Genomic DNA, 19,903 nt, shown 5'->3' on the forward strand with positions numbered 1-19,903 from the left:
AACACACATTGGAAGAACATCAGGCAACCCAAGAATCCCTAGAAAAGCCATCAATACCTTTAAAAAGCAGTGCCAACCGCATTCGTTTGGCTGTTGCATTGTTCTATTTCGGGCAAGGAATTTCTTTTGCTTCATGGGCCAGCCGCATTCCGGATATTAAGCATACACTTAATCTTTCTGATGGCCAGCTTGGCAGTATTCTACTTGCGCTTCCTTTGGGCCAGCTGTGTACCATGCCTATTTCCGGGCGTCTGGTTACCAAGTACGGAAGTAAAGCGATTCTGACCATTACAGCTCCGCTTTATGTACTGGCACTTACCAATTTAGGATTGGCAACATCTTCATGGATGTTATTCGCTTTTCTGTTTCTGTTCGGTGTAATTGGCAACATGTGTAATATTGCCGTAAATACACAGGGTGTAGAAGCCGAAAAAATATTCGGCAGACCAATTATGACATCTTTTCACGGAGCCTGGAGTATTGCAGGGTTCTCTGGTGCACTGATTGGATTATTAATGATCAATCTCCATACTTCACCTTTTCATCACTTCTGGGTAATTACTGTACTAATATGGATCAATGTTTTTTTCAACTATAAACACCTGGTGCCAGGTAAAGGCGCTGCCACAACAGAACGCAAAAAACTGTTTGTGATGCCAGAAGGTATGCTGTTGCAATTGGGCATTATTGGTTTTTGCAGCATGGCTACAGAAGGTGCCATGTTTGATTGGAGCGGTGTATATTTTAAAGAAATTGTAAAAGCCCCAACACAACTCGTTATACTTGGTTACACTTCTTTTATGATTATGATGGCAACCGGTCGTTTTATCGGCGATGCTGTTATCGTAAAATTAGGCCGAAAAAGAACCATTCAATCCAGCGGTTTAATTATTTCTATCGGCATGTTTATCTCAGTATTGTTTCCATATGTTGTACCCTCAACCATCGGTTTTATGCTGGTTGGTATCGGTGTATCAAGTATTGTACCTACCGTTTACAGTGTTGCCGGCAAAAATGGAAAAGTGGCTCCGGGTATTGCCATTGCCATTGTATCCAGTGTAAGTTACCTCGGTTTCTTAATGGGACCACCACTAATTGGTTACATTTCAGAATTATCAAGTTTAAGATATTCTTATGCCGTAATTGGTTGTTTTGGTATTTTGGTGAGTTTGCTTGTTGCAAAAATAAAGGCCATCGCGTAGCTATTCTTTCTTGATCAATCCAAATTCTTTCAGGGTTTTAATCGCCAACTCAATCAGCCTGAGGTTTTCATCCTGATGGCCATGTTGTACTTCTACATTGATGTATGGAATATTCTTTTGCATGGCATAGATGGATAAAGAACCGTCATTTGAGGCGAATTTAGATTGCAGAATTACATTTACATTTTCCTTTTTTAAACTGGAAAACAAGCGTGGCTCTGTTACATAAATCAAATCATCGCCATCCATTTCAAAGTTAATATATACAGAATCGGCTACGCTTGATAATTCGTACCCGGGAAGGTAGGATGAAATTCCGAAACCGCCATCGGCATTATTATGCAAGGTTAAAATATAACCCAATGAATCTGGATTGTAGAAATTTAAAATCTGTTTACCAGCTTTTAAAATCTCCTGCTCAATATCAGTAGAACTAAACCGATCTTTTTTCAACTTGGTTTTCACTCCAAATTCTGTATAAATCGCATTCGGATCGATACGATACTGATCGTCCATATACGTAAATTCATAATCTCTCACGCTCCCGTATTGGCTATCAATCAATTCTCCTCCACTCCATCGAATATAATCGAAACCAGCTTTTACGCCCGTGTCTTCATTATCATGGATTACCAAAAAACGTACGCCATTTGGTTTATAGCTGTATTTAACCAAATTAACGTCGAGATCTGAAATATGGATAAATGAAGAATCGGTTGTCATTGCCGTGAAAACAGGAGGATGTTGCGCTTTTGCGAAAAAAGACAGTGCGATTAAAACAATCGGTAATAGCAATTTAAACATAATCATAGAGACAAGCCAAGCCTTTTTTTGTTTGGTTGGGCGGTTTAATATTGCGAAAGCCAATACAAAAAAAAGGCCACCTTTGCAGGCGGCCTCATGATTATTCTTATTTTGGGTTTAATGATCCAAATCCCACTCATGAACATCTTTATGATCATAAGGTTCTGCCATCAACTCATCAATGGTTTTTTCTTTCTTATTAAAACCTAACCTGTCCAACATACTATCAAACAGTTGGTAAATTACCGGAACCACAACCAATGTAAGGAACAAAGAGCTGGTTAAACCGCCAATAATAACCCAAGCCAAACCGTTTTTCCATTCTGCACCTGCACCACTGGCTAAAGCGATTGGAAGCATACCGAAAACCATGGCAATGGTTGTCATCAGAATCGGCCGCAAACGTGCATGGTTGGCAAGAATTAAGGCTTCGCGCGTAGTTTTTCCTTCTGCTTTAAGTTGGTTGGTAAAATCGACCAGGATGATCGCATTTTTGGCCACCAATCCCATCAGCATAATTAATCCCAAAATGGTGAAGATACCGATAGAGTTGTTGGTTAATGCCAATGCCAGCAAAGCTCCAATTACCGCAAGCGGAAGCGAGAACATTACCACCAAAGGATAAATAAAACTATCGTATAAGGCCACCATAATTAGATAAACCAATACAATCGATGCAAGTAAGGCAATACCGAGCGTTCCAAAACCTTCACTTTGGTTTTCCTGATCCCCAGCCCAAAGGTAACTTACACCAATAGGTTTTTTTAGTTTTCCATCAGCCTGAAGCTTTTCAAGCTGATCCTGAAATTCGGCAACGATTGTTCCTGTTGGCCGACCGATAGATTGTGCTTTTACAGAAACCGAAGTGGATTTATCTCGGCGTTCTAACTGACTTGGGCCAGAACCTTCTGTAATGGTTGCAAACTGCGACAATTTAACCTGTTGGCCGCCGCTATTTACAAAAATCAGGTTTCTTACATCGTCAATATCTTTTCTGTTGAAATCCTGGTACTGAATATTAATATCGTATTCGTATTCACCTTTTCGGTATTTACCATCGGTATTACCGCTAAAAGCAGTTTGCATAGTAGAACCAACCGTTTGCAAGGTTAATCCTAAAGCAGACATTTTATCGCGATCTACCTGAACATTAATTTCTGGTGTACCTTTTTCTACAGACAATTTAATTTCTGTTGCTCCAGAAATACCCGCGAGAACTTTTTGCGCACCTTCTGCATATTTAAGCGCACTATCCAAATCTGAACCCATAACAACAAGTTCTATTGGCGCGTTTTCTGCAATTCCCAAAATACTAATCGGAACGGTCTTAACTTTTGCACCTACAAGTTCTTTAGCTAAAGCCCGACTAATCTTAGTTGCATAAATATCTGAAGATACACCTTCACGTTCTTTACGCTCGACAAGTTTTACATTAATTTCTGACTTATATGCCGTTGCCTGAGTACCACCAAAATCTCCACTGGCCTGACCAACAGTTGTGATCAGTTGTGTAATTTCTTTCTGTTTGCTCAAAAATGCTTCAGCACGTTGTGTATATGCGTTAGTTTGCTCAAGAGATGCATCTTTAGGAAGTTCTACCTGAACTAAAAATTCTCCTTTATCGGATTTAGGGAAAAACTCAGATCCGATAAAACCGGCGCCAAGCAATCCGCAGGAACTTAAAAACATGATAAAAACCAACAGAAGCGTTAAGAATTTATGTTCTAAAGACCAGGTTAAAATTCCGGTAATCCAGTTGGTAAATTTTTTCAGTTGTTTCTCAAACCACAAAATAAAACGGCCGAAAAGATTTTTTCCGGTAATTCTTTCCAGTTTACCGAAGCGAGAGAAGATTAACGGAACAATGGTAAATGATGCAACTAACGACAGCAAAGTAGCTATAATTACTACGATACAGAACTGACGTAAGATGTTAGATACCAAGCCAGAACTTACTGCAATTGGGAAGAACACCACCACAATTACAAAAGTGATGGATACTACGGTAAAACCGATTTCTCGTGTCGCATCAGATGCCGCACGAACTTTGTTTTTCCCCATTTCCATATGGCGCTGAATATTTTCCAAAACCACAATAGCATCATCCACAAGAATACCTACAACAAGTGATAAGCCCAAAAGCGACATCAAATTCAAAGTAAATCCGAACAGACTAATTCCGATAAATGTTGCAATTAGCGAAACCGGGATAGATACCATTACAATAACCGCATTCCGCAAACTATGTAAGAAAAACAACATTACAAAAGCTACGAGAACTACAGCCAGAATTAAATCATGGATTACCGCATCTGCAGATTCTAAGGTAAAAATGGAACTGTCGTTTACCACTTTAATATCTAATTTGTTTGCCTTATACTCTACCTTTAACTGGTCGATAATTTTGTGAACACCTTTACTCACCTCAACCGCGTTGGCATCGCTTTGCTTAATAATCTGAATTGCAATTGCGCCTTGTCTGTTGATACGTGCCAGTTTTTCGGTTTCTTTCTGTGCATCTTGCACATCGGCAACATCACCTAAACGAATTTGTGCACCATCTTTACTGGTTGTCAATACCAGGTTGCGGAGTTCTTCAATACTTCTGTATTTACCAGATAAACGAATCAATACATCAGAATTTTTAGTTTTTACGCTACCGGTAGGGAAATCAAGATTGGAGGTTAAAATCATCTGTTGTACCTGAGGCACAGAAAGATTATAACCCTGCAAACGATCGGCATCTAAAGACACCTGAATTTCACGTTCTGAACCACCAATCAAGTTCACTTGTGCAATACCACTTACCCTCGAAATCACTGGAGCAATACGTTTATCTATTAAATCATAGAACGTAATATCGTCCATATTTGCAGAAGCAGACATGGTAATTACCGGCAAATCATCTAAAGAGAATTTACTGAGTGATGGTGTTTTTACATCTTCCGGCAAATCTGCAAGAATGGCATTCACTTTACGTTGCGCATCATTTAAAGCGATATCGATATTGGCTTTATCGGTTAAAGTGATGGTAACGGTTGATAAACTTTCATAAGAAACCGCATTCAGTTTCTTAATATTTTCCATAGAAGATACCGCATCTTCAATTTTTTTGGTTACGGTATTTTCCACCTCATTGGGTGAAGCTCCAGGGTATATTGTGGAGATGGATACTACGTTGTTGGAGAACTTTGGTAAAAGCTCATAGCCCAACGAGAAGTAACTTAGTAAGCCCAGCAATGTAAGTGCGGTAAAAACCACAATTACCAGTGATGGCCTTTTTATAGATATGTCTGTTATCTTCATTGTTTTCTTTTATGTCGTAAACATTACGATGATGAACCTAAGCTTATTTTACAGGAGTAACCGGAGTACCATCTGCCAGGTTGATCTGGCCACTGGTAATTACCGTTTCACCTTCTTTCAAGCCATCCAAAACTTCTACACTTTCGCCCAGAATACGGCCAGTAACTACCTTGCGGATTTTTGAAGTATTGCTGGATTTATCCAAAACGAATACCTGGTTACTACTTACACTACCCACAAATGAAGTGCGTGGAATAAGAATACTTGGTGCTTGTTTCGGAAATTCAAATACTGCTGTTCCGTACATACCTGCTCTTAAACTATTTTTTTCGTTATTTGTAACCTCAACTTCTACCGGGAAATTTAATGTCGCATCTGCTTTCGCCGCGATAAAAGTTACTTTACCAGAGAATTTCTCATCCGGAAAAACATTGGAACGGATACTGATCTGATTGCCAACTTTAAGATTTGCAACCTGACCTTCATTTACATTAACTTTCAGTTTTAGCTTAGATACATCAACCAATTCAAACAACTGAGTTCCTTGTGCTGTAACAAAGGCACCAACTTCTATATATCTTTTGTTCACGATTCCGTTGATTGGAGATTTGATGTTTGCATCGCTCGATTTACGTTGAGATGCCTGCAAACGCAGCTTAGCATTACGGGTTGCTAATTTTGCCTGATCAAGCTGTTGTTGCGTTACGCCTCCCGTTTCATATGAACTTTGATATCTGGCTTCGTCACGAACCGCATTTTGATATGTAGCTTCTGCGGTTTCTCTATCGGTATTGATAATTTCTGCATCTAAATGCGCTAAAACCTGTCCTTTACTTACACGTGCACCTTCATCCACATAAATTGCAGAAATACGTCCGGCGTTTTCAGATAAAAAATTAAGTTCTTGTTTTGGAACGAAATTACCGTTAGCACTAAAATCAAGGCTAGGTACTTTCTTTTCTACTGTTGCAATACGAACGGCAACCGCACCGCTACCTTCGGCAATGAAAGCAGTTTTCGCATCGTTTTTTTTCTTGTTGTTGCTTAATACATAAGCAATTGCCCCAAGTGCAACTACAACTACAACAATTATGATAATTACTTTTTTCATGTCTATTCTACTAGCGATTTAATATTTCCGTTTGATTTTATTACTTGTATTTCGGCAACTTTATAGTTTAATAAAGCTTGATTATAACTGTTTTGTGCCTGCGTTAATGAATTTTCTGTTTCTAGCAAATCCGTTAATGATGCCAGGCCGTTGTTGTAGTTGTTTTGTGTACTCTTGTAAATTTCAAGGGCCAGATCAGCATTTTTACGTTGAGCATTAATGGTATTAAAGCTATTACGCAACTGGATTTTTGCATTTTCATAGGCTACGTTCAAAGAGTTTGTCGTATTGATTCGATCTTCATCTGCTTTTCTCAAATCAACATCTGCCTGTCTTATTTTAGACCGGGTTAAAAACCCATTGAAAATTGGGAAACGAAGCGTTAATCCAATTGCAGATGCACCATAACCAATCGCCCCATTTCTGGTATTCAAATAGTCGAAACCGTTGGCCTGACTGGCATACGTATAATTTCCGCTAAGCGATAAAGTTGGGTAATATTCTGAAACGTAGGCTTTGCGCTGAAGTTGAAGAAGTTTTTTATTGATGTCTAATAACTTAATTTCTGTTCTACCGGCTAATGCAATAGAATCTGCAAGCTGAGGCAAAGTTTTCACTTCTGTCAACTCTTCTTTAGGCAATACAATCGCGTTAGCTACTGGCATGCCCATAGAAAATTTCAACTGATTTTCTAGTTGGGTAATGGCATTTAACGTCTGCTCTCTTTGTGTAGTAAGATTGGTTAAATTTACATTAATCCGGTCTACATCAATTTTGCGGGCCAAACCATTTTTATATTGTACGCCAACAATATTTTGCACCACTTTTACATTTTTGATGTTGGTATCAATTACGTTTAGCTGCTCCCGATTGACCAAAACCTGATAATAGTTGTTTGCAACCATTTCAATAACCTGTTCATCAGTGTACTGAGCATTCAGATTGTAATAGGTTTCGCTTGATTTTGCGGCCTGCAAACCTGTAAAAACCTGCTGATTGAACAATTGCTGTTGCAATTGTACGCCAGCGTTTGAATTCCAGGTTTGTCCGAATTTCAGGGTTTGTAATTGTCCGCCGAAATCTACTACCTGCTGCCCGATAATGGGATTATAAGTTAAGCCAGAGGTTGCCACTACTTGGGGTAATGCCTGCGCCCTTACTTCTTCAACTTTGTAACGGCCATTCTCAATATCGAGCCTGGCTTTACGCACGTTGGTATTATTCTGCAGCGCATAATTCAACGCATCTTTAAGCGTGAGTTTTTGCTGAGCAGAGACCAAATTTGGCAAAATGATGCTGCAAATTAGCAATAGCACCACATTTACCCGTCTTACTATAGGCATAATTATGTGTTTTTGTTTATAGGGTTCTTATCGTTTTACTGTTAAAAACAGTTGTCTGCTGGTTTGTAAAAAATGCTATTGTGTACTTTTCAATCCACGTGCAAAAATAGTTGACAGGTCTTTTTGCTTTTGGGTCATTTTGTTTAATGTTTTCTTATCGGGAAAAATATCCTTACCGGTTTCCATAATACACATCGTTGTCAAGCCCATTAAACTCTCGATATACAATTCTGCAATGTGCCTCATATTATCGTGCTCTATCTCTCCCTTAACTTTTGCATTAGAAAATATCTCGGCGAAAAAAGACTTTTCTACATCTTTCATACTGTGCAGTTTAGTTTTCATTACTTCATCATTCAACAAATCAGGAATGCCTTCTGCAATACGCAACATATAATATTTCTGAAAAAAAGTATTGCGCACATCAATCGTACTAAACAGCACATTCTCCAGTGTTTGTTCTGCATTGTACTTTTTCTTCAGGAGTTCGAAATAATCATTAAATACCTTTTCGATTACACCAAGAATTAAACTCTTTTTATCCGGGAAATAATAGTACAATGAAGGCTTAGAGACAGAAAGATCTTCTGCGATATCATTCATCGTGGTTTTATTGATTCCAAAATGCGTAAAGCGCTTTATCGCACCTTCAATAATTTGCTCTCGCTTTTTATCGGCTACAATCATTTTACTTTTCTACTATCTGACTTTTTTAATATTTTAGTCAAAAGTAGTACTTCATAAGTTATTGTTCACAGCGTTTATCGATCCAAATTAAATACTGACATTAAAATGACATAAAAATGCTTTCTTATTGGTTTTTACCTCTTTATAAACAATATATTTCGACAATGAATGTAATTCTATCTGCAACAACTCTGATCGTCACCATTATTATTATGGAATGCCTTTCATGGTTTATCCACAAATATTTGTTTCATGGACCCCTTTGGTTTATACATAAATCACACCATCAACACACACATTCAACGTTTGAATTGAACGATGTATTCGCAGTCTTTTTTGCCGCGGTATCTTTATATCTGATGTATATTGATCGATTTAACTTCGGATACCTCTTTTTTATTGGATTAGGTATTACCGGATATGGGCTTATTTATTTTATAGTTCACGATTGGTTTATCCACAAACGCTTTCAACCTTTTCGGGCAAATAACGGCTATCTGATCAGGTTACGAAAGGCGCATAAAATTCACCACAAAAACAGAGAGAAAGAAAAAGGTAAAGCATTTGGTTTACTATTTGTAAGCAAAAACATCGTGAATAAATCAACACCGCAGCAATCAAAAATAAAGTAAACAGTTTTATAAATTAAAACGCCAATCGTAAATATGAGAAAGTGTACAGTCTTATTTTTGGTGATTACAGCTTTCCTTTTTTCTTGTAGAAAGAAAACGGATAAAGACCGGGCGATAGATTTGGTCAAGGAAAATGCAGAAACAACAACACAAAAACTTGATTTTGACCAGAGCCAATTGGACAGTTTGTATACCATATCGCCGAAAGCACTAGCCGATTCAATTGCAAAAGGAAATACTTTAGACAGTACATTGGCTATTCTTGAAAGTCAGATAGAACATTTTTCTCAGCAAGAATCGGACAGTGTGGGCCTAATTAGTGCAAAGCTGACCAAAGAACGCTACAGATTACTGGAAGTAACAAAACAAAAACCGGTTTTTATTGGCTGGAAACTCTCTAATGTGAAGGTTAAAAATGACTCAAATGAAAGTTTAAGTTTCAGTTTCGACAAAAATATCACAAAGATTGTAAACCAGTAAATCTATCTTTTAAGACTATTTACGAATTGCTCTACAGATGATCTTTTTGAATTTGAGAGACAATATAAGGCACGTTAATATTTTCTTACTTTTGTGGCCAAGATAATCCAGCATGTTTCAACTACAGGAAAATATTTCACTTCAACCTTATAATTCTTTCGGCATTAATGTCAACGGGCGCTATTTTGCAGAAATCGCAAACGTGCAAGATCTCAACAACTTGTTTGAGCATCCATTAACCCAACATTTGCCTTTACTTATTCTTGGTGGCGGAAGCAATATTCTTTTCACAAAAGACTATGACGGACTCATTATTAAAATGAGCATCAAAGGTATCCAACATGAAATAACTACCAAACAGGTTTTAGTAAAAGCAGGTGCTGGCGAAATCTGGAACGACTTTGTTCAATATTGTGTGCAAAATGATTTCGCAGGTGTAGAGAATTTAAGCTTAATCCCCGGAACGGTTGGCGCATCACCTATTCAAAATATTGGCGCTTACGGTGTAGAGCTTAAAGACGTATTCGAAAGTTGTGAAGCTTATGAGATTGAAACCGGAAAAATTAAAACCTTTACCTATGATGATTGTAATTTCGGTTACCGGGAAAGTATTTTTAAAAACACATTGAAAGGGCAATATATCATCACTAATGTCACTTTCAGGCTTTCATCAACAGCTCAAATCAATACCTCTTATGGCGCAATAGAAACTGAACTGGAGAAAAGAGAAATTAAAAGTCCAAACATTAAGGATGTTTCTGAGGTTGTATCCTATATAAGGGTAAGCAAACTACCAGATCCATCAACAATTGGCAATGCCGGCAGTTTTTTTAAAAATCCGGTAATTGAGAAGCATGAGTTTGCAGATCTTGTAGCAAAACACCCCGATGTGGTGCATTATCCCACACCAGACGGAAGAATTAAATTAGCCGCTGGTTGGTTGATTGAACAATGTGGATGGAAAGGTAAAATTATTGGCGAAACCGGTACATGGAAGAACCAAGCTTTAGTTTTAGTTAACCATGGCCGTGCCACAGGCAAAGAGGTTTTCGATTTTTCTGCACAGATTATAGACAGCGTTAAGTCTACTTTTGGAGTCACTTTAGAACGAGAAGTAAATATTCTGTGACAAAAACAGGCCAAATTGGGTAAAATACGCTTTGGCACGCGCTGTTTTATTTTTGGTATTAAGTTTGTTTTGATTGACTATGAATGGACATTATTTCATTTGTTTTTTAATCTTATCCTAAAGCTAAATATCATGACAAAATTTGAATTCAACCATCTGGTTAACCATCACTCAGTTTCCCTTAGATCCTATGCTTTAAATTTCACGAAAGATGCCGAAGATGCAAATGATCTTGTGCAGGATACCATGCTTAAAGCGATTACTTATTATAATAAATTTAAAGAAGGAACAAACCTAAAAGGTTGGTTGTTTACAATTATGAAAAATACTTTCATAAACAACTACCGCCGCCTGGTTAAAACAAATACACTTATTACGCAGAGCGATGAAATCTCTTCTGCAAATTTATCTTACAGCGCGACTAAAAATCAGGCAGAGAGTAAATTTGTAATGGGTGACATTCACAAAGCTTTAGAACAATTGCCTCAGGAATATTATGTCCCTTTTATTCGCTATTTCGAAGGCTTTAAATACCACGAAATTGCAGACATGTTAGAGATTCCTATCGGAACAGTAAAAACCCGCATACACGTTGCCCGCGGCATTTTGAAAAAGTATTTAAAAACCTATTCAAAAGATGCTCAGGTTACTGAATATAATTAAACGTACACTACCCCTGAAAAACAGAAAAAGCTGATGAGTTTCATCAGCTTTTTTTATGCCCAGTACATCAGGCAAAAATCTGGATGGAAAAATAGTTTAAAAAGTATTGAAAAGCAAAAGGCCTGGAAATCATCCGGGCCTTTCTACTCATCATATATTTGGTTAAATAATTCTTATTTCATAAACCTTTCTTCTCACTCACTAATCGAAACAAAAGAAAAGTTTGATTATGCTTTATTGTCTCATTTACTAGGCCTTTCGGCTTTGTGGATATAAAGATAGGTTTAATTTTGTTTTTGTCAAGCTTTTTTTAACTTTTTTTTTGTTTCTTTTGCAACCACCTGTCCGGATATGATTGCAGGAGGCACTCCAGGCCCCGGAACGGTTAATTGCCCTGTATATAAAAGATTTGTTACAAGGCTTTTCATCTTTGGTTTTAAGAACGCAGTCTGTTTCAAAGTGTTAGCTAAGCCATATGCATTACCTTTAAATGCGTTGTAGTCGGTCTTAAAGTCTTGCATGGCATACCCCCTTTTCACCACAATATGTGTTTGTATAGAATTACCGGTTAACAATTCAAATCGCTGTACAATCATATCGAAATACTTATTCCTTTCGCTTTCGTTATCTTTCAGATCGGGAGCCAGCGGAACTAAAAAGAATAAATTCTCACAATTTGCTGGTGCAAGGCTTTTATCGGTCACAGATGGACAGCACACATAAAACAAAGGTTTTTCAGGCCAATCGGGTTTTGTATAAATTTCTTCAGCATGTTGGTCGAAATCCTCATCGAAAAACAAATTGTGGTGTAGAATATTTTTAAGCTTTTTATCCAAGCCAACATAAAATAATAAACAAGAAGGCGCCATCGTTCTTTTATCCCAGTATTTCTCAGAATATCTTCTGTACTTTTCTGGCAAAAGTTTTTGTTCTATGTGGTGGTAATCTGCACTGCCGATAATAAAATCCGTGGAAAAGGTTCCTTTATTGGTTTGTAAAGCTTCGGCTTTGCTATCTATCACTTCAATTTTTTCTACATCGTGGTTAAAGCAAAACTTAACGCCTTGTTCTTTTGCAATAGTTTCCATTGCAGAAACAATACGCTGCATCCCTCCCATTGGATACCAGGTACCCAAAATTAAATCTGCATAGTTCATTAAACTATACAATGCAGGTGTATTTTGAGGTGTGGCACCTAAGAATAAAACGGGAAATTCTAAAAGTTTTCTCAGTTTATCATTTTTAAAAAGCGAATGAACGTGTTTGCGCATATTTCCGAGCAATTGTAGCCGGATACCGCTTACAGCTAAACGCGGATCAAAATATTCCATCACCGAGTGAGAAGGTTTGAAAACATACTCATTCATACCAACTTCATATTTGTACTTTGCCTGCGCCAGAAAAGTTGCCAGGTCTGCACTGCTGCCGGGTTCCAAAAATTCAAAACAAGCGTATAATTCTTTTTCGGTCGAAGGAACATCAAACACATCATTCTGCCCGAAATAAATACGGTAAGAAGGATTCAGCCTTTCGAGCGTATAAAAATCGGCCGTGGTTTTACCGAACAGATTAAAATAGTGCTCGAAAATATCTGGCATCCAATACCAACTGGGGCCCATATCAAAAGTAAATCCCGATTCAGACCACGTTCTCGCGCGACCGCCAGCCATTTCATGTTTTTCAAAAACGGTAACATCAAAACCATCTTTCGCCAATAGTGCTGCGGCTGCCAATCCAGAAAATCCTGCACCTATCACAGAGATATGTTGTTTTTTATCCATCGATATAAATAAAGGTAATTTTTAACAGTTTGTCTGCACAAGCCTGTCACTAAAACTATAAACATAAAAAAAGCATGTACGTTTGAGTGCACATGCTTTTTTTGGACTTATCAAATTCCGCATTAAAACTGGATTCCGAAAACCGTCATGTTTTCTATATAGTTGATTTTTTGACTGGCTTTATCATATTCATCCCACCCTGTAGTATGTACATTTTTAAGGTTTGTTGCACCAAGTTTAGTTGAGTTTTGCAGATAAATGTTCTTCCATATATAAAATTTTAAACCCGCCTTCACTGAAAATCCATATCCAGAAACGTTCCAGTGGTTATTTCTACCTGCACCAAACAAACGTACATCAGAGCGCGGAACGATTAAACCGCCACCTAAACCGGTTTCTAAAGTAAGCGAGGTATTGCCGGAAGGTGCAACCCAAATATCGTCGTAACGTTCAAATTCAACGTTGGCGTAATTAAATCCGTCTGTATGCTCGTAAGTTAGCATATTTTCCTTCACATTAATTATCTCTCCATTATATGTACCGGCCAAAGCGCCTGTTGGGATATTTTCTGGCGTGATAGTCGCACCGATATAACCGGTAATGGCAACCTGTTGCGGGATATCCATTACATATTTCATATGGTCCCAACCAATAGAAATACTATAATTATCTTTGATAAAATACCCCACACGGATGTTATATTGTGGAACGGAAATCTCTGCAGGGTTTAAATAATCCCAGCTTAACTTAGATTGCCTGTCTTTTGCAACCACATCTTTTAATGTGAAATCATAATTTGGTCCGGTAAAACGAATATCACTTTTCCCATACCAGGAGTTGTTGTAACCCCAGTGGAAGAAAAACTTTCCCTTACGGGAGAAATTCCGAATATTTTCTGGACTAAAAATGCTTTTTGATTGCGAAACCTTTTGTTCTGCAGTGCTTGTTGCTTCTTGTGCAAACATCCGTTTACCAAACAATAAAGCAATCAATAAAATTGAAATTTTTTTCACGCGGCAAATTGAGTGAAAAGCTACTTATTTTACAATAGCTGCAGAACAATAGTAAAGCGACACAATTGAAAAATGACTTTAAATCATTAAAACCTGGTGTAAAGCGCCAATTGAACAACATTATTGACGGTATTGCTGGGAAGTCCATGTACCGCTTGGTTTAAGTAACCAATTTCTAAATCCAGCTCTTTAGAGAAACGATAGCCTGCAGCCAGATATGCCCTATTTTGATCAAAAAAGCTATTATTCGTTTTACTTTTATTCTGGATATTCAAAAATATTTCATTTTGTAAAGCTACGAATGCGCCTTTCACAAAAGCCGTTTCTCTTTTTTGCAAAGGCTGAATAAACCTGAAAAAGTAACGGAAACGCTGTGCAAATGCGCGATCAAATTCACGACCTATAAAACGTTGCTCTATCCTAAACCGATGACTTGCAGAAATTTGTCCAAGATTATGTGTGTAAATGTATTGTTCAAAAATACGATGTTCATTCAAATAACTTCGCGTTTCATTTAGCTGTGTTTGTGTGGTTTGCCACAAATAGCCCAGTGCAACGTTATTATTTTTATTGATAAAATACTGAAGTGCGGGTCTAACCAATGTATTCCGCACGTATTTCCAATCGTCTACCGATCTGAATTGGGCATCAAACTGCAATCCCCATTTTTCATTGAATTTTGTATTGTTTAGAAACATAAACCAGCCCGTGTTCTGGTATTGGGTTTGCGCAGCGGCATGGAAGGCCAGACCCATCACCAGAAATGTGGCCCATAATTGTTTTTTCATATCGGTAGTATCTGAATTTGCTAAGTTAGTGCAACTTTTAAATAAAAACACATTGATCAGTTTGCAGAGTGCCTTTATTTAAAAATGATTTAGCTGTAAGCGATTAAAAATCTATCTTCGTTAAAGATTTGGATAAAAGCACTTACAAATGCTTCCTTTCCATTGAATTTATTTTTAAACATCAATCAAAAATAAAATGATTATTGAACCTAGAATGCGGGGATTTATTTGTTTAACTGCACATCCAGATGGTTGCGCACAAAACGTAAAAAACCAAATTGAATATGTAAAATCTAAAGGTGCTATTGAAGGTGCCAAAAAAGTATTGGTTATTGGCGCATCAACCGGTTTCGGTTTAGCCTCAAGAATTACTGCTGCTTTTGGTTCTGGTGCCGCAACTATTGGTGTATTTTTCGAAAAAGCACCTTCTGCAGGTAAAACAGCTTCGCCAGGTTGGTACAATAGTGCCGCTTTTGAACACGAAGCACATACTGCAGGCTTGTACGCAAAAAGTATTAATGGCGATGCTTTTTCAAAAGAAATTAAAGAAAAAACAATTGAGCTGATTAAAGCAGATTTAGGCCAAATTGATCTTGTGGTATATAGTCTTGCTTCGCCAGTGCGTAAACACCCGGATACAGAAGTATTACACCGTTCTACGCTAAAGCCAATTGGTACAACATTTACCAATAAAACGGTAGACTTCCACACAGGTAACGTAACCAACATTTCTATTGAACCTGCAAATGAAGAAGATATTGCCAATACTGTAGCCGTAATGGGTGGAGAAGATTGGGCAATGTGGATTGATGCGCTAAAAGCAGAAAACCTTTTGGCTGATGGCGCAACTACAGTTGCTTATTCTTATATCGGCCCGGCTTTAACAGAGCCTGTTTACCGCAAAGGTACTATTGGCCGTGCGAAAGATGATTTGGAAGCCACAGCTTTCACTATTGGTGATAAACTTAAAGATATTAACGGACAAGCTTACGTTTCTGTAAATAAAGCATTAGTTACGCAGGCCAGTTCTGCAATTCCGGTAATTCCTTTATACATTTCATTACTTTACAAAGTGATGAAAACCGAAGGTATACACGAAGGAACCATTGAGCAAATACAACGTTTATTTGCAGAACGCCTATATACAGGTGGCGATATTCCGGTTGACGAAAAAGGCAGAATCCGAATTGACGATTGGGAAATGCGCGAAGATGTTCAGGCAAAAGTTGCTCAGCTTTGGGAAGAAGCGACAACAGAAACTTTACCTGATTTAGGTGACTTGCCTGGCTACAAATCTGATTTCCTGAGTCTTTTTGGGTTTGAGATTGATGGCGTAGATTACCAGAAAGAAGCCAATGAAGTGGTAGAAATTGAAGGTCTTGTAGATTAATAAAATACCAGACGGATTTCAGTCCGAAAAATATAGAACATGGCCGGTTTTAACCGGCCATTTTTTTATCTGAAAATTGCTCTGCCAAATCAATCCAGACGGTCTACTAAAAATGGATTTTAAGCTAAAAATCCGTAAAAAAGATTGGCGTTCAGGCACAAACCTACAGCAGCACTCCGAATAAAATCGTGTTTGTGGCTAAGGTTTCTTATCTTTGCATAATTCTCACTCCCGCTTACACTCAAAACAACAGATATATATATGGCTAAATCTCAAGCAACTTTCGGAAAAAAAGAAAACGAGAAAAAAAAGCAACAGAAAAGGAACGAAAAACAGGAAAGACGCGAAGAGCGCCAGGCCAATGCTAAAAAAGGTTTATCTCTTGAAGATATGATGGCTTACGTTGATGAAAATGGAAACATTTCTTCTACGCCACCAGATCCTAAAAAGAAAAAAGTAATCAATACGGAAGATATCCAAATTGGAATTTCCAGACAAGAAGACATCATTGACGAAAATCCGGTTAAAAAAGGAACTGTTACTTTCTTTAACGAAAGCAAAGGTTACGGTTTCATCAAAAACACCGATACACAGGAAAGTATCTTCGTACACGTTAATGGTTTAGCTACTCAGATTAGAGAAGGCGATAAAGTTACGTTTGAAGTTGAAATGGGACAAAAAGGCCCTAATGCCGTTAAGGTTACTAAAATCTAGTGCGGGCTTAGTGCCTACACACTTTCATCAGATTTCTTCTGATTGAAAAATTGCCGTTTTTTGCTCTAGCAATTAATTCTTTTTCGCGTCCGGCCCGATTCCCATCTTAGCGAAGCACAAATTAATACACTGATTATCTTCATATTAATTAACACTTATGAAGTAATTTTAAATAAATTTAAAATTACGGTGTGGAATTTGTGCTGCTTTTACATCTTTAAGGTACACAAGATGAAAACCCCGGATTGTAGAATTAAAGTGCAAAAACTAATCTTCTACAACCGTTGAAAAACAATTAAGATTATGAAAAAATTAATGGTTATTGCATTAATTGCAATTTTAGGCATCACAAGCGCCAATGCCCAACAGGTAGATTTACGCAGAAAAATCAGCGTGAGCGGAACTTCGGAAACAGAGGTAACTCCAGATATCATTTATATCGGAATATCCCTAAAAGAATATCTTAAAGATGGCAACAGTAAAAAGAAAGTCGACATTACTACCTTAGAAACACAACTGTTTAATGCCGTACAAAAAGCAGGAATTTCTAAAGAAAACCTAACGGTAAACAATTTAAACAGCTGGAATTACGAAACGGAGAAAAAGAAAAACCCCGATTTTTTAAGTAGTAAACAATATCGGCTTAAAGTTGCAGATTTGAATAGGTTTAATGAAATCATCGCTGCTATTGATCCAAAAGGCATTTCGAACACCAATATTGAAAGCTATGATTATTCTAAAATGGAAAGCCTAAAAAAAGAGCTTAAAATTAAAGCCTTATTATCTGCTAAAGAAAAAGCAGCATACATGGTGCAAGCATTAGGTGGTAAACTGGGCGATGTTCTGGAAATACAAGATGGTGGCGACAGTGCAATACAACCTGTTTACAGAAATTATATGATGAAATCTGCAATGGCTGATGCAGAAGCTGCGGCGCCAGAAATTGATTTCAAAAAAATCAAACTTAGTTTTTCGGTAAATACAACTTTCGCCATCAACTAAGCTCAAAGCTTGTTTATTTAACATTTTTTTTTAAAACCTACCTCAACATTTTGGTAGGTTTTTTGTTATGTAATCACTTGATAACTTAAAAGATTAAATATTATGAAAAAATTTATTTACACTCTGGCGCTAGTGTTTAGTTTAGGAATTACTTTTAATGCTGCACAAGCGGCAGATAAGCCTGCTAAAAATCCTACAGAACTTAGTGCAGAACAAACCGTTCAGCTAGAAAGAATCAAAACGCGTGTTGAAGAAATCAGAGACATGGACAAGTCTAACTTGACAAAATCTGAACGTAAAGCATTGCGTAAAGAGTTGAAAGAATTAAAAGGACAAGCACGCGCAATGTCTGGAGGTGTTTATCTTTCTGTAGGTGCAATCATTATCATCATTCTATTATTGATCTTGATTCTATAATCAAATACAAAACATACTACCTATAAAAACAAAATAGCTTTGCATTTCTGCAAAGCTATTTTTATCTACGGCAAATTAAAACGGGATTAATCGATCATATCGAAACCCGTATATTTTACCAAAGCTTCTGGGATACGTATTCCATTTTCAGTCTGATAATTTTCCAGAATTGAGGCCACAATGCGCGGCAATGCCAATGCACTTCCATTTAAAGAATGTGCAAGTTGCGTTTTGCCTTCTTTTCCTTTAAAACGCAATTTCAGCCTGTTGGCTTGGTAAGTCTCGAAATTAGATACAGAAGATACTTCTAACCAACGCTCTTGCGCCGCGCTCCAAACTTCCATATCATACGTCATTGCAGAAGTAAAGCCCATATCACCACCGCATAAACGCAATACACGATAGTGTAAACCAAGTTTCTGCAACAGAGACTGAACATAACTATTCATATCTTCTAAAGTTTCGTAAGATTTCTCCGGATGCGTAACCTGAACAAGTTCTACTTTATCAAACTGATGCAAACGGTTTAATCCGCGTACATGTGCTCCGTATGAACCTGCTTCGCGGCGGAAGCAAGGCGTATATGCTGTATTTTTAATCGGCAATTCTTCTTCTTTTAAAATTACATCGCGGTACATATTTGTTACCGGAACTTCTGCTGTAGGGATTAAATACAAATCATCTACGGTAGAATGATACATCTGTCCTTCTTTATCTGGCAACTGACCAGTTCCAAAACCAGAAGCTGCATTTACCAAATGTGGAACCTGAACTTCTTTGTATCCTGCATCAATAGCATGATCCAAAAAGAAATTGATTAAAGCACGTTGTAACCTTGCTCCTTTTCCTTTATAAACAGGAAATCCCGCCCCGGTAATTTTCACGCCAAGTTCAAAATCGATGATATCGTATTTCGCTGCAAGCTCCCAATGTGGCAAAGGCTTTGATGGCAACTGTGCCGGCGTTCCGTGTACATACACAATTTCATTATCATCAGCAGTAGAACCTTGAGGCACTAAATGATAGGGAAGATTAGGCAATTGCACAATCAAATCATGCTGAGCCGTTTCTAAATCCGTCAGTTTATCGCCAAGCGTTTTAATTTGTTCTTTATGAGAACCGCTTTTTGCCTTAACAGCTTCAGCTTCTTCTTTTTTACCGGCACGCATCAACTCCCCAATTTGTTTGGCGGCAGCATTTGCTTCTGCAGAAATACTATCCAGCGAAGTTTGAGTAGATCGGCGTTCTTCATCAATTTTGATAATTTCATCTACCAACTCAGGTTGTTTGAAGTTACGTACACTTAAACGTTCCAAAACTTTCTCTCTATTCTCGCGGATATAGTTAACTTGCAGCATTTATTTTATTTTTTTAGCAAAGATAACAATTAAGTCGTCATTGCGAACGTAGGCAGGCATTCTCTATAAAAAGTTTGTTCATG

At 37.6% G+C, this 19,903-nt stretch carries 18 protein-coding genes; 9 read left to right on the top strand and 9 right to left on the bottom strand.

The features are described 5' to 3' along the window. The first annotated feature begins 8 nt into the window (after positions 1-8). A complete protein-coding gene (locus ACJVDH_RS17660) occupies positions 9-1,202 on the top strand; it encodes an MFS transporter (protein WP_443944721.1) in 1,194 nt (397 codons plus the stop codon). On the opposite strand, the gene ACJVDH_RS17665 is transcribed toward ACJVDH_RS17660, so the two are convergent. The 5 genes from ACJVDH_RS17665 to ACJVDH_RS17685 form a co-directional block, all read right to left on the bottom strand. Next, positions 1,203-2,006, bottom strand: a complete 804-nt coding sequence (locus tag ACJVDH_RS17665; RefSeq protein ID WP_443944722.1) for a hypothetical protein — start codon at positions 2,004-2,006, stop codon at positions 1,203-1,205. Positions 2,007-2,123: 117 nt separating this feature from the next. Beyond that, on the bottom strand, positions 2,124-5,312 hold the full coding sequence (locus ACJVDH_RS17670; RefSeq protein WP_443944723.1) for an efflux RND transporter permease subunit: 3,189 nt from the start codon (positions 5,310-5,312) through the stop codon (positions 2,124-2,126). 43 nt (positions 5,313-5,355) lie between these two features. Next, positions 5,356-6,423 (bottom strand): efflux RND transporter periplasmic adaptor subunit, encoded by a 1,068-nt coding sequence (locus tag ACJVDH_RS17675; protein WP_443944724.1) that lies wholly within the window; start codon positions 6,421-6,423, stop codon positions 5,356-5,358. 2 nt (positions 6,424-6,425) lie between these two features. Further along, positions 6,426-7,766, bottom strand: coding sequence for a TolC family protein (locus ACJVDH_RS17680; protein ID WP_443944725.1), 1,341 nt, complete (start codon positions 7,764-7,766; stop codon positions 6,426-6,428). 75 nt (positions 7,767-7,841) lie between these two features. Further along, the gene (locus ACJVDH_RS17685; protein ID WP_443944726.1) at positions 7,842-8,453 is read right to left on the bottom strand and encodes a TetR/AcrR family transcriptional regulator; all 612 of its coding nucleotides are present in this window, start codon (positions 8,451-8,453) and stop codon (positions 7,842-7,844) included. Between the two features lie 164 nt (positions 8,454-8,617). Between ACJVDH_RS17685 and ACJVDH_RS17690 the strand changes: the two genes are divergently transcribed. The 4 genes from ACJVDH_RS17690 (at position 8,618) to ACJVDH_RS17705 (ending at position 11,357) form a co-directional block, all read left to right on the top strand. Further along, entirely contained in the window at positions 8,618-9,085 is a 468-nt protein-coding gene (locus ACJVDH_RS17690; RefSeq protein WP_443944727.1) for a sterol desaturase family protein, read from the top strand. Positions 9,086-9,118: 33 nt separating this feature from the next. Continuing rightward, on the top strand, positions 9,119-9,565 hold the full coding sequence (locus ACJVDH_RS17695) for a hypothetical protein (protein ID WP_443944728.1): 447 nt from the start codon (positions 9,119-9,121) through the stop codon (positions 9,563-9,565). A gap of 112 nt (positions 9,566-9,677) precedes the next feature. Further along, positions 9,678-10,694 (top strand): UDP-N-acetylmuramate dehydrogenase, encoded by a 1,017-nt coding sequence (murB, locus tag ACJVDH_RS17700; RefSeq protein WP_443944729.1) that lies wholly within the window; start codon positions 9,678-9,680, stop codon positions 10,692-10,694. A gap of 132 nt (positions 10,695-10,826) precedes the next feature. Next, positions 10,827-11,357 (top strand): RNA polymerase sigma factor, encoded by a 531-nt coding sequence (locus tag ACJVDH_RS17705; RefSeq protein ID WP_443944730.1) that lies wholly within the window; start codon positions 10,827-10,829, stop codon positions 11,355-11,357. A 299-nt stretch (positions 11,358-11,656) separates the two neighbouring features. On the opposite strand, the gene ACJVDH_RS17710 is transcribed toward ACJVDH_RS17705, so the two are convergent. The 3 genes from ACJVDH_RS17710 to ACJVDH_RS17720 all read right to left on the bottom strand — a co-directional run bounded on the left by ACJVDH_RS17710 (position 11,657) and on the right by ACJVDH_RS17720 (position 14,939). Further along, positions 11,657-13,138 carry a phytoene desaturase family protein gene (locus ACJVDH_RS17710; RefSeq protein ID WP_443944731.1) on the bottom strand — a complete coding sequence of 494 codons (1,482 nt, stop codon included), beginning with the start codon at positions 13,136-13,138 and terminating at the stop codon, positions 11,657-11,659. A 122-nt stretch (positions 13,139-13,260) separates the two neighbouring features. Continuing rightward, a complete protein-coding gene (locus ACJVDH_RS17715; RefSeq protein ID WP_443944732.1) occupies positions 13,261-14,151 on the bottom strand; it encodes a hypothetical protein in 891 nt (296 codons plus the stop codon). 86 nt (positions 14,152-14,237) lie between these two features. Further along, positions 14,238-14,939, bottom strand: coding sequence for a DUF2490 domain-containing protein (locus tag ACJVDH_RS17720; RefSeq protein WP_443944733.1), 702 nt, complete (start codon positions 14,937-14,939; stop codon positions 14,238-14,240). Between the two features lie 196 nt (positions 14,940-15,135). On the opposite strand from ACJVDH_RS17720, the gene fabV reads away from it, so the two are divergent. The 4 genes from fabV to ACJVDH_RS17740 all read left to right on the top strand — a co-directional run bounded on the left by fabV (position 15,136) and on the right by ACJVDH_RS17740 (position 18,462). Beyond that, positions 15,136-16,329 (top strand): enoyl-ACP reductase FabV, encoded by a 1,194-nt coding sequence (gene fabV / locus ACJVDH_RS17725; RefSeq protein ID WP_443944734.1) that lies wholly within the window; start codon positions 15,136-15,138, stop codon positions 16,327-16,329. Positions 16,330-16,590: 261 nt separating this feature from the next. Continuing rightward, positions 16,591-17,043 (top strand): cold-shock protein, encoded by a 453-nt coding sequence (locus ACJVDH_RS17730; protein WP_443944735.1) that lies wholly within the window; start codon positions 16,591-16,593, stop codon positions 17,041-17,043. 303 nt (positions 17,044-17,346) lie between these two features. Beyond that, entirely contained in the window at positions 17,347-18,045 is a 699-nt protein-coding gene (locus ACJVDH_RS17735; RefSeq protein ID WP_443944736.1) for an SIMPL domain-containing protein, read from the top strand. 102 nt (positions 18,046-18,147) lie between these two features. Continuing rightward, on the top strand, positions 18,148-18,462 hold the full coding sequence (locus ACJVDH_RS17740; protein ID WP_443944737.1) for a hypothetical protein: 315 nt from the start codon (positions 18,148-18,150) through the stop codon (positions 18,460-18,462). 86 nt (positions 18,463-18,548) lie between these two features. Here the strand turns inward: ACJVDH_RS17740 and serS are convergent, their stop codons facing one another. Beyond that, entirely contained in the window at positions 18,549-19,820 is a 1,272-nt protein-coding gene (gene serS / locus ACJVDH_RS17745; protein WP_443944738.1) for a serine--tRNA ligase, read from the bottom strand. Between the last annotated feature and the right edge of the window lie 83 nt (positions 19,821-19,903).

Origin of the sequence: Pedobacter terrestris, assembly GCF_052343045.1 — a bacterium.
In the GTDB taxonomy this organism is placed as follows: domain Bacteria; phylum Bacteroidota; class Bacteroidia; order Sphingobacteriales; family Sphingobacteriaceae; genus Pedobacter.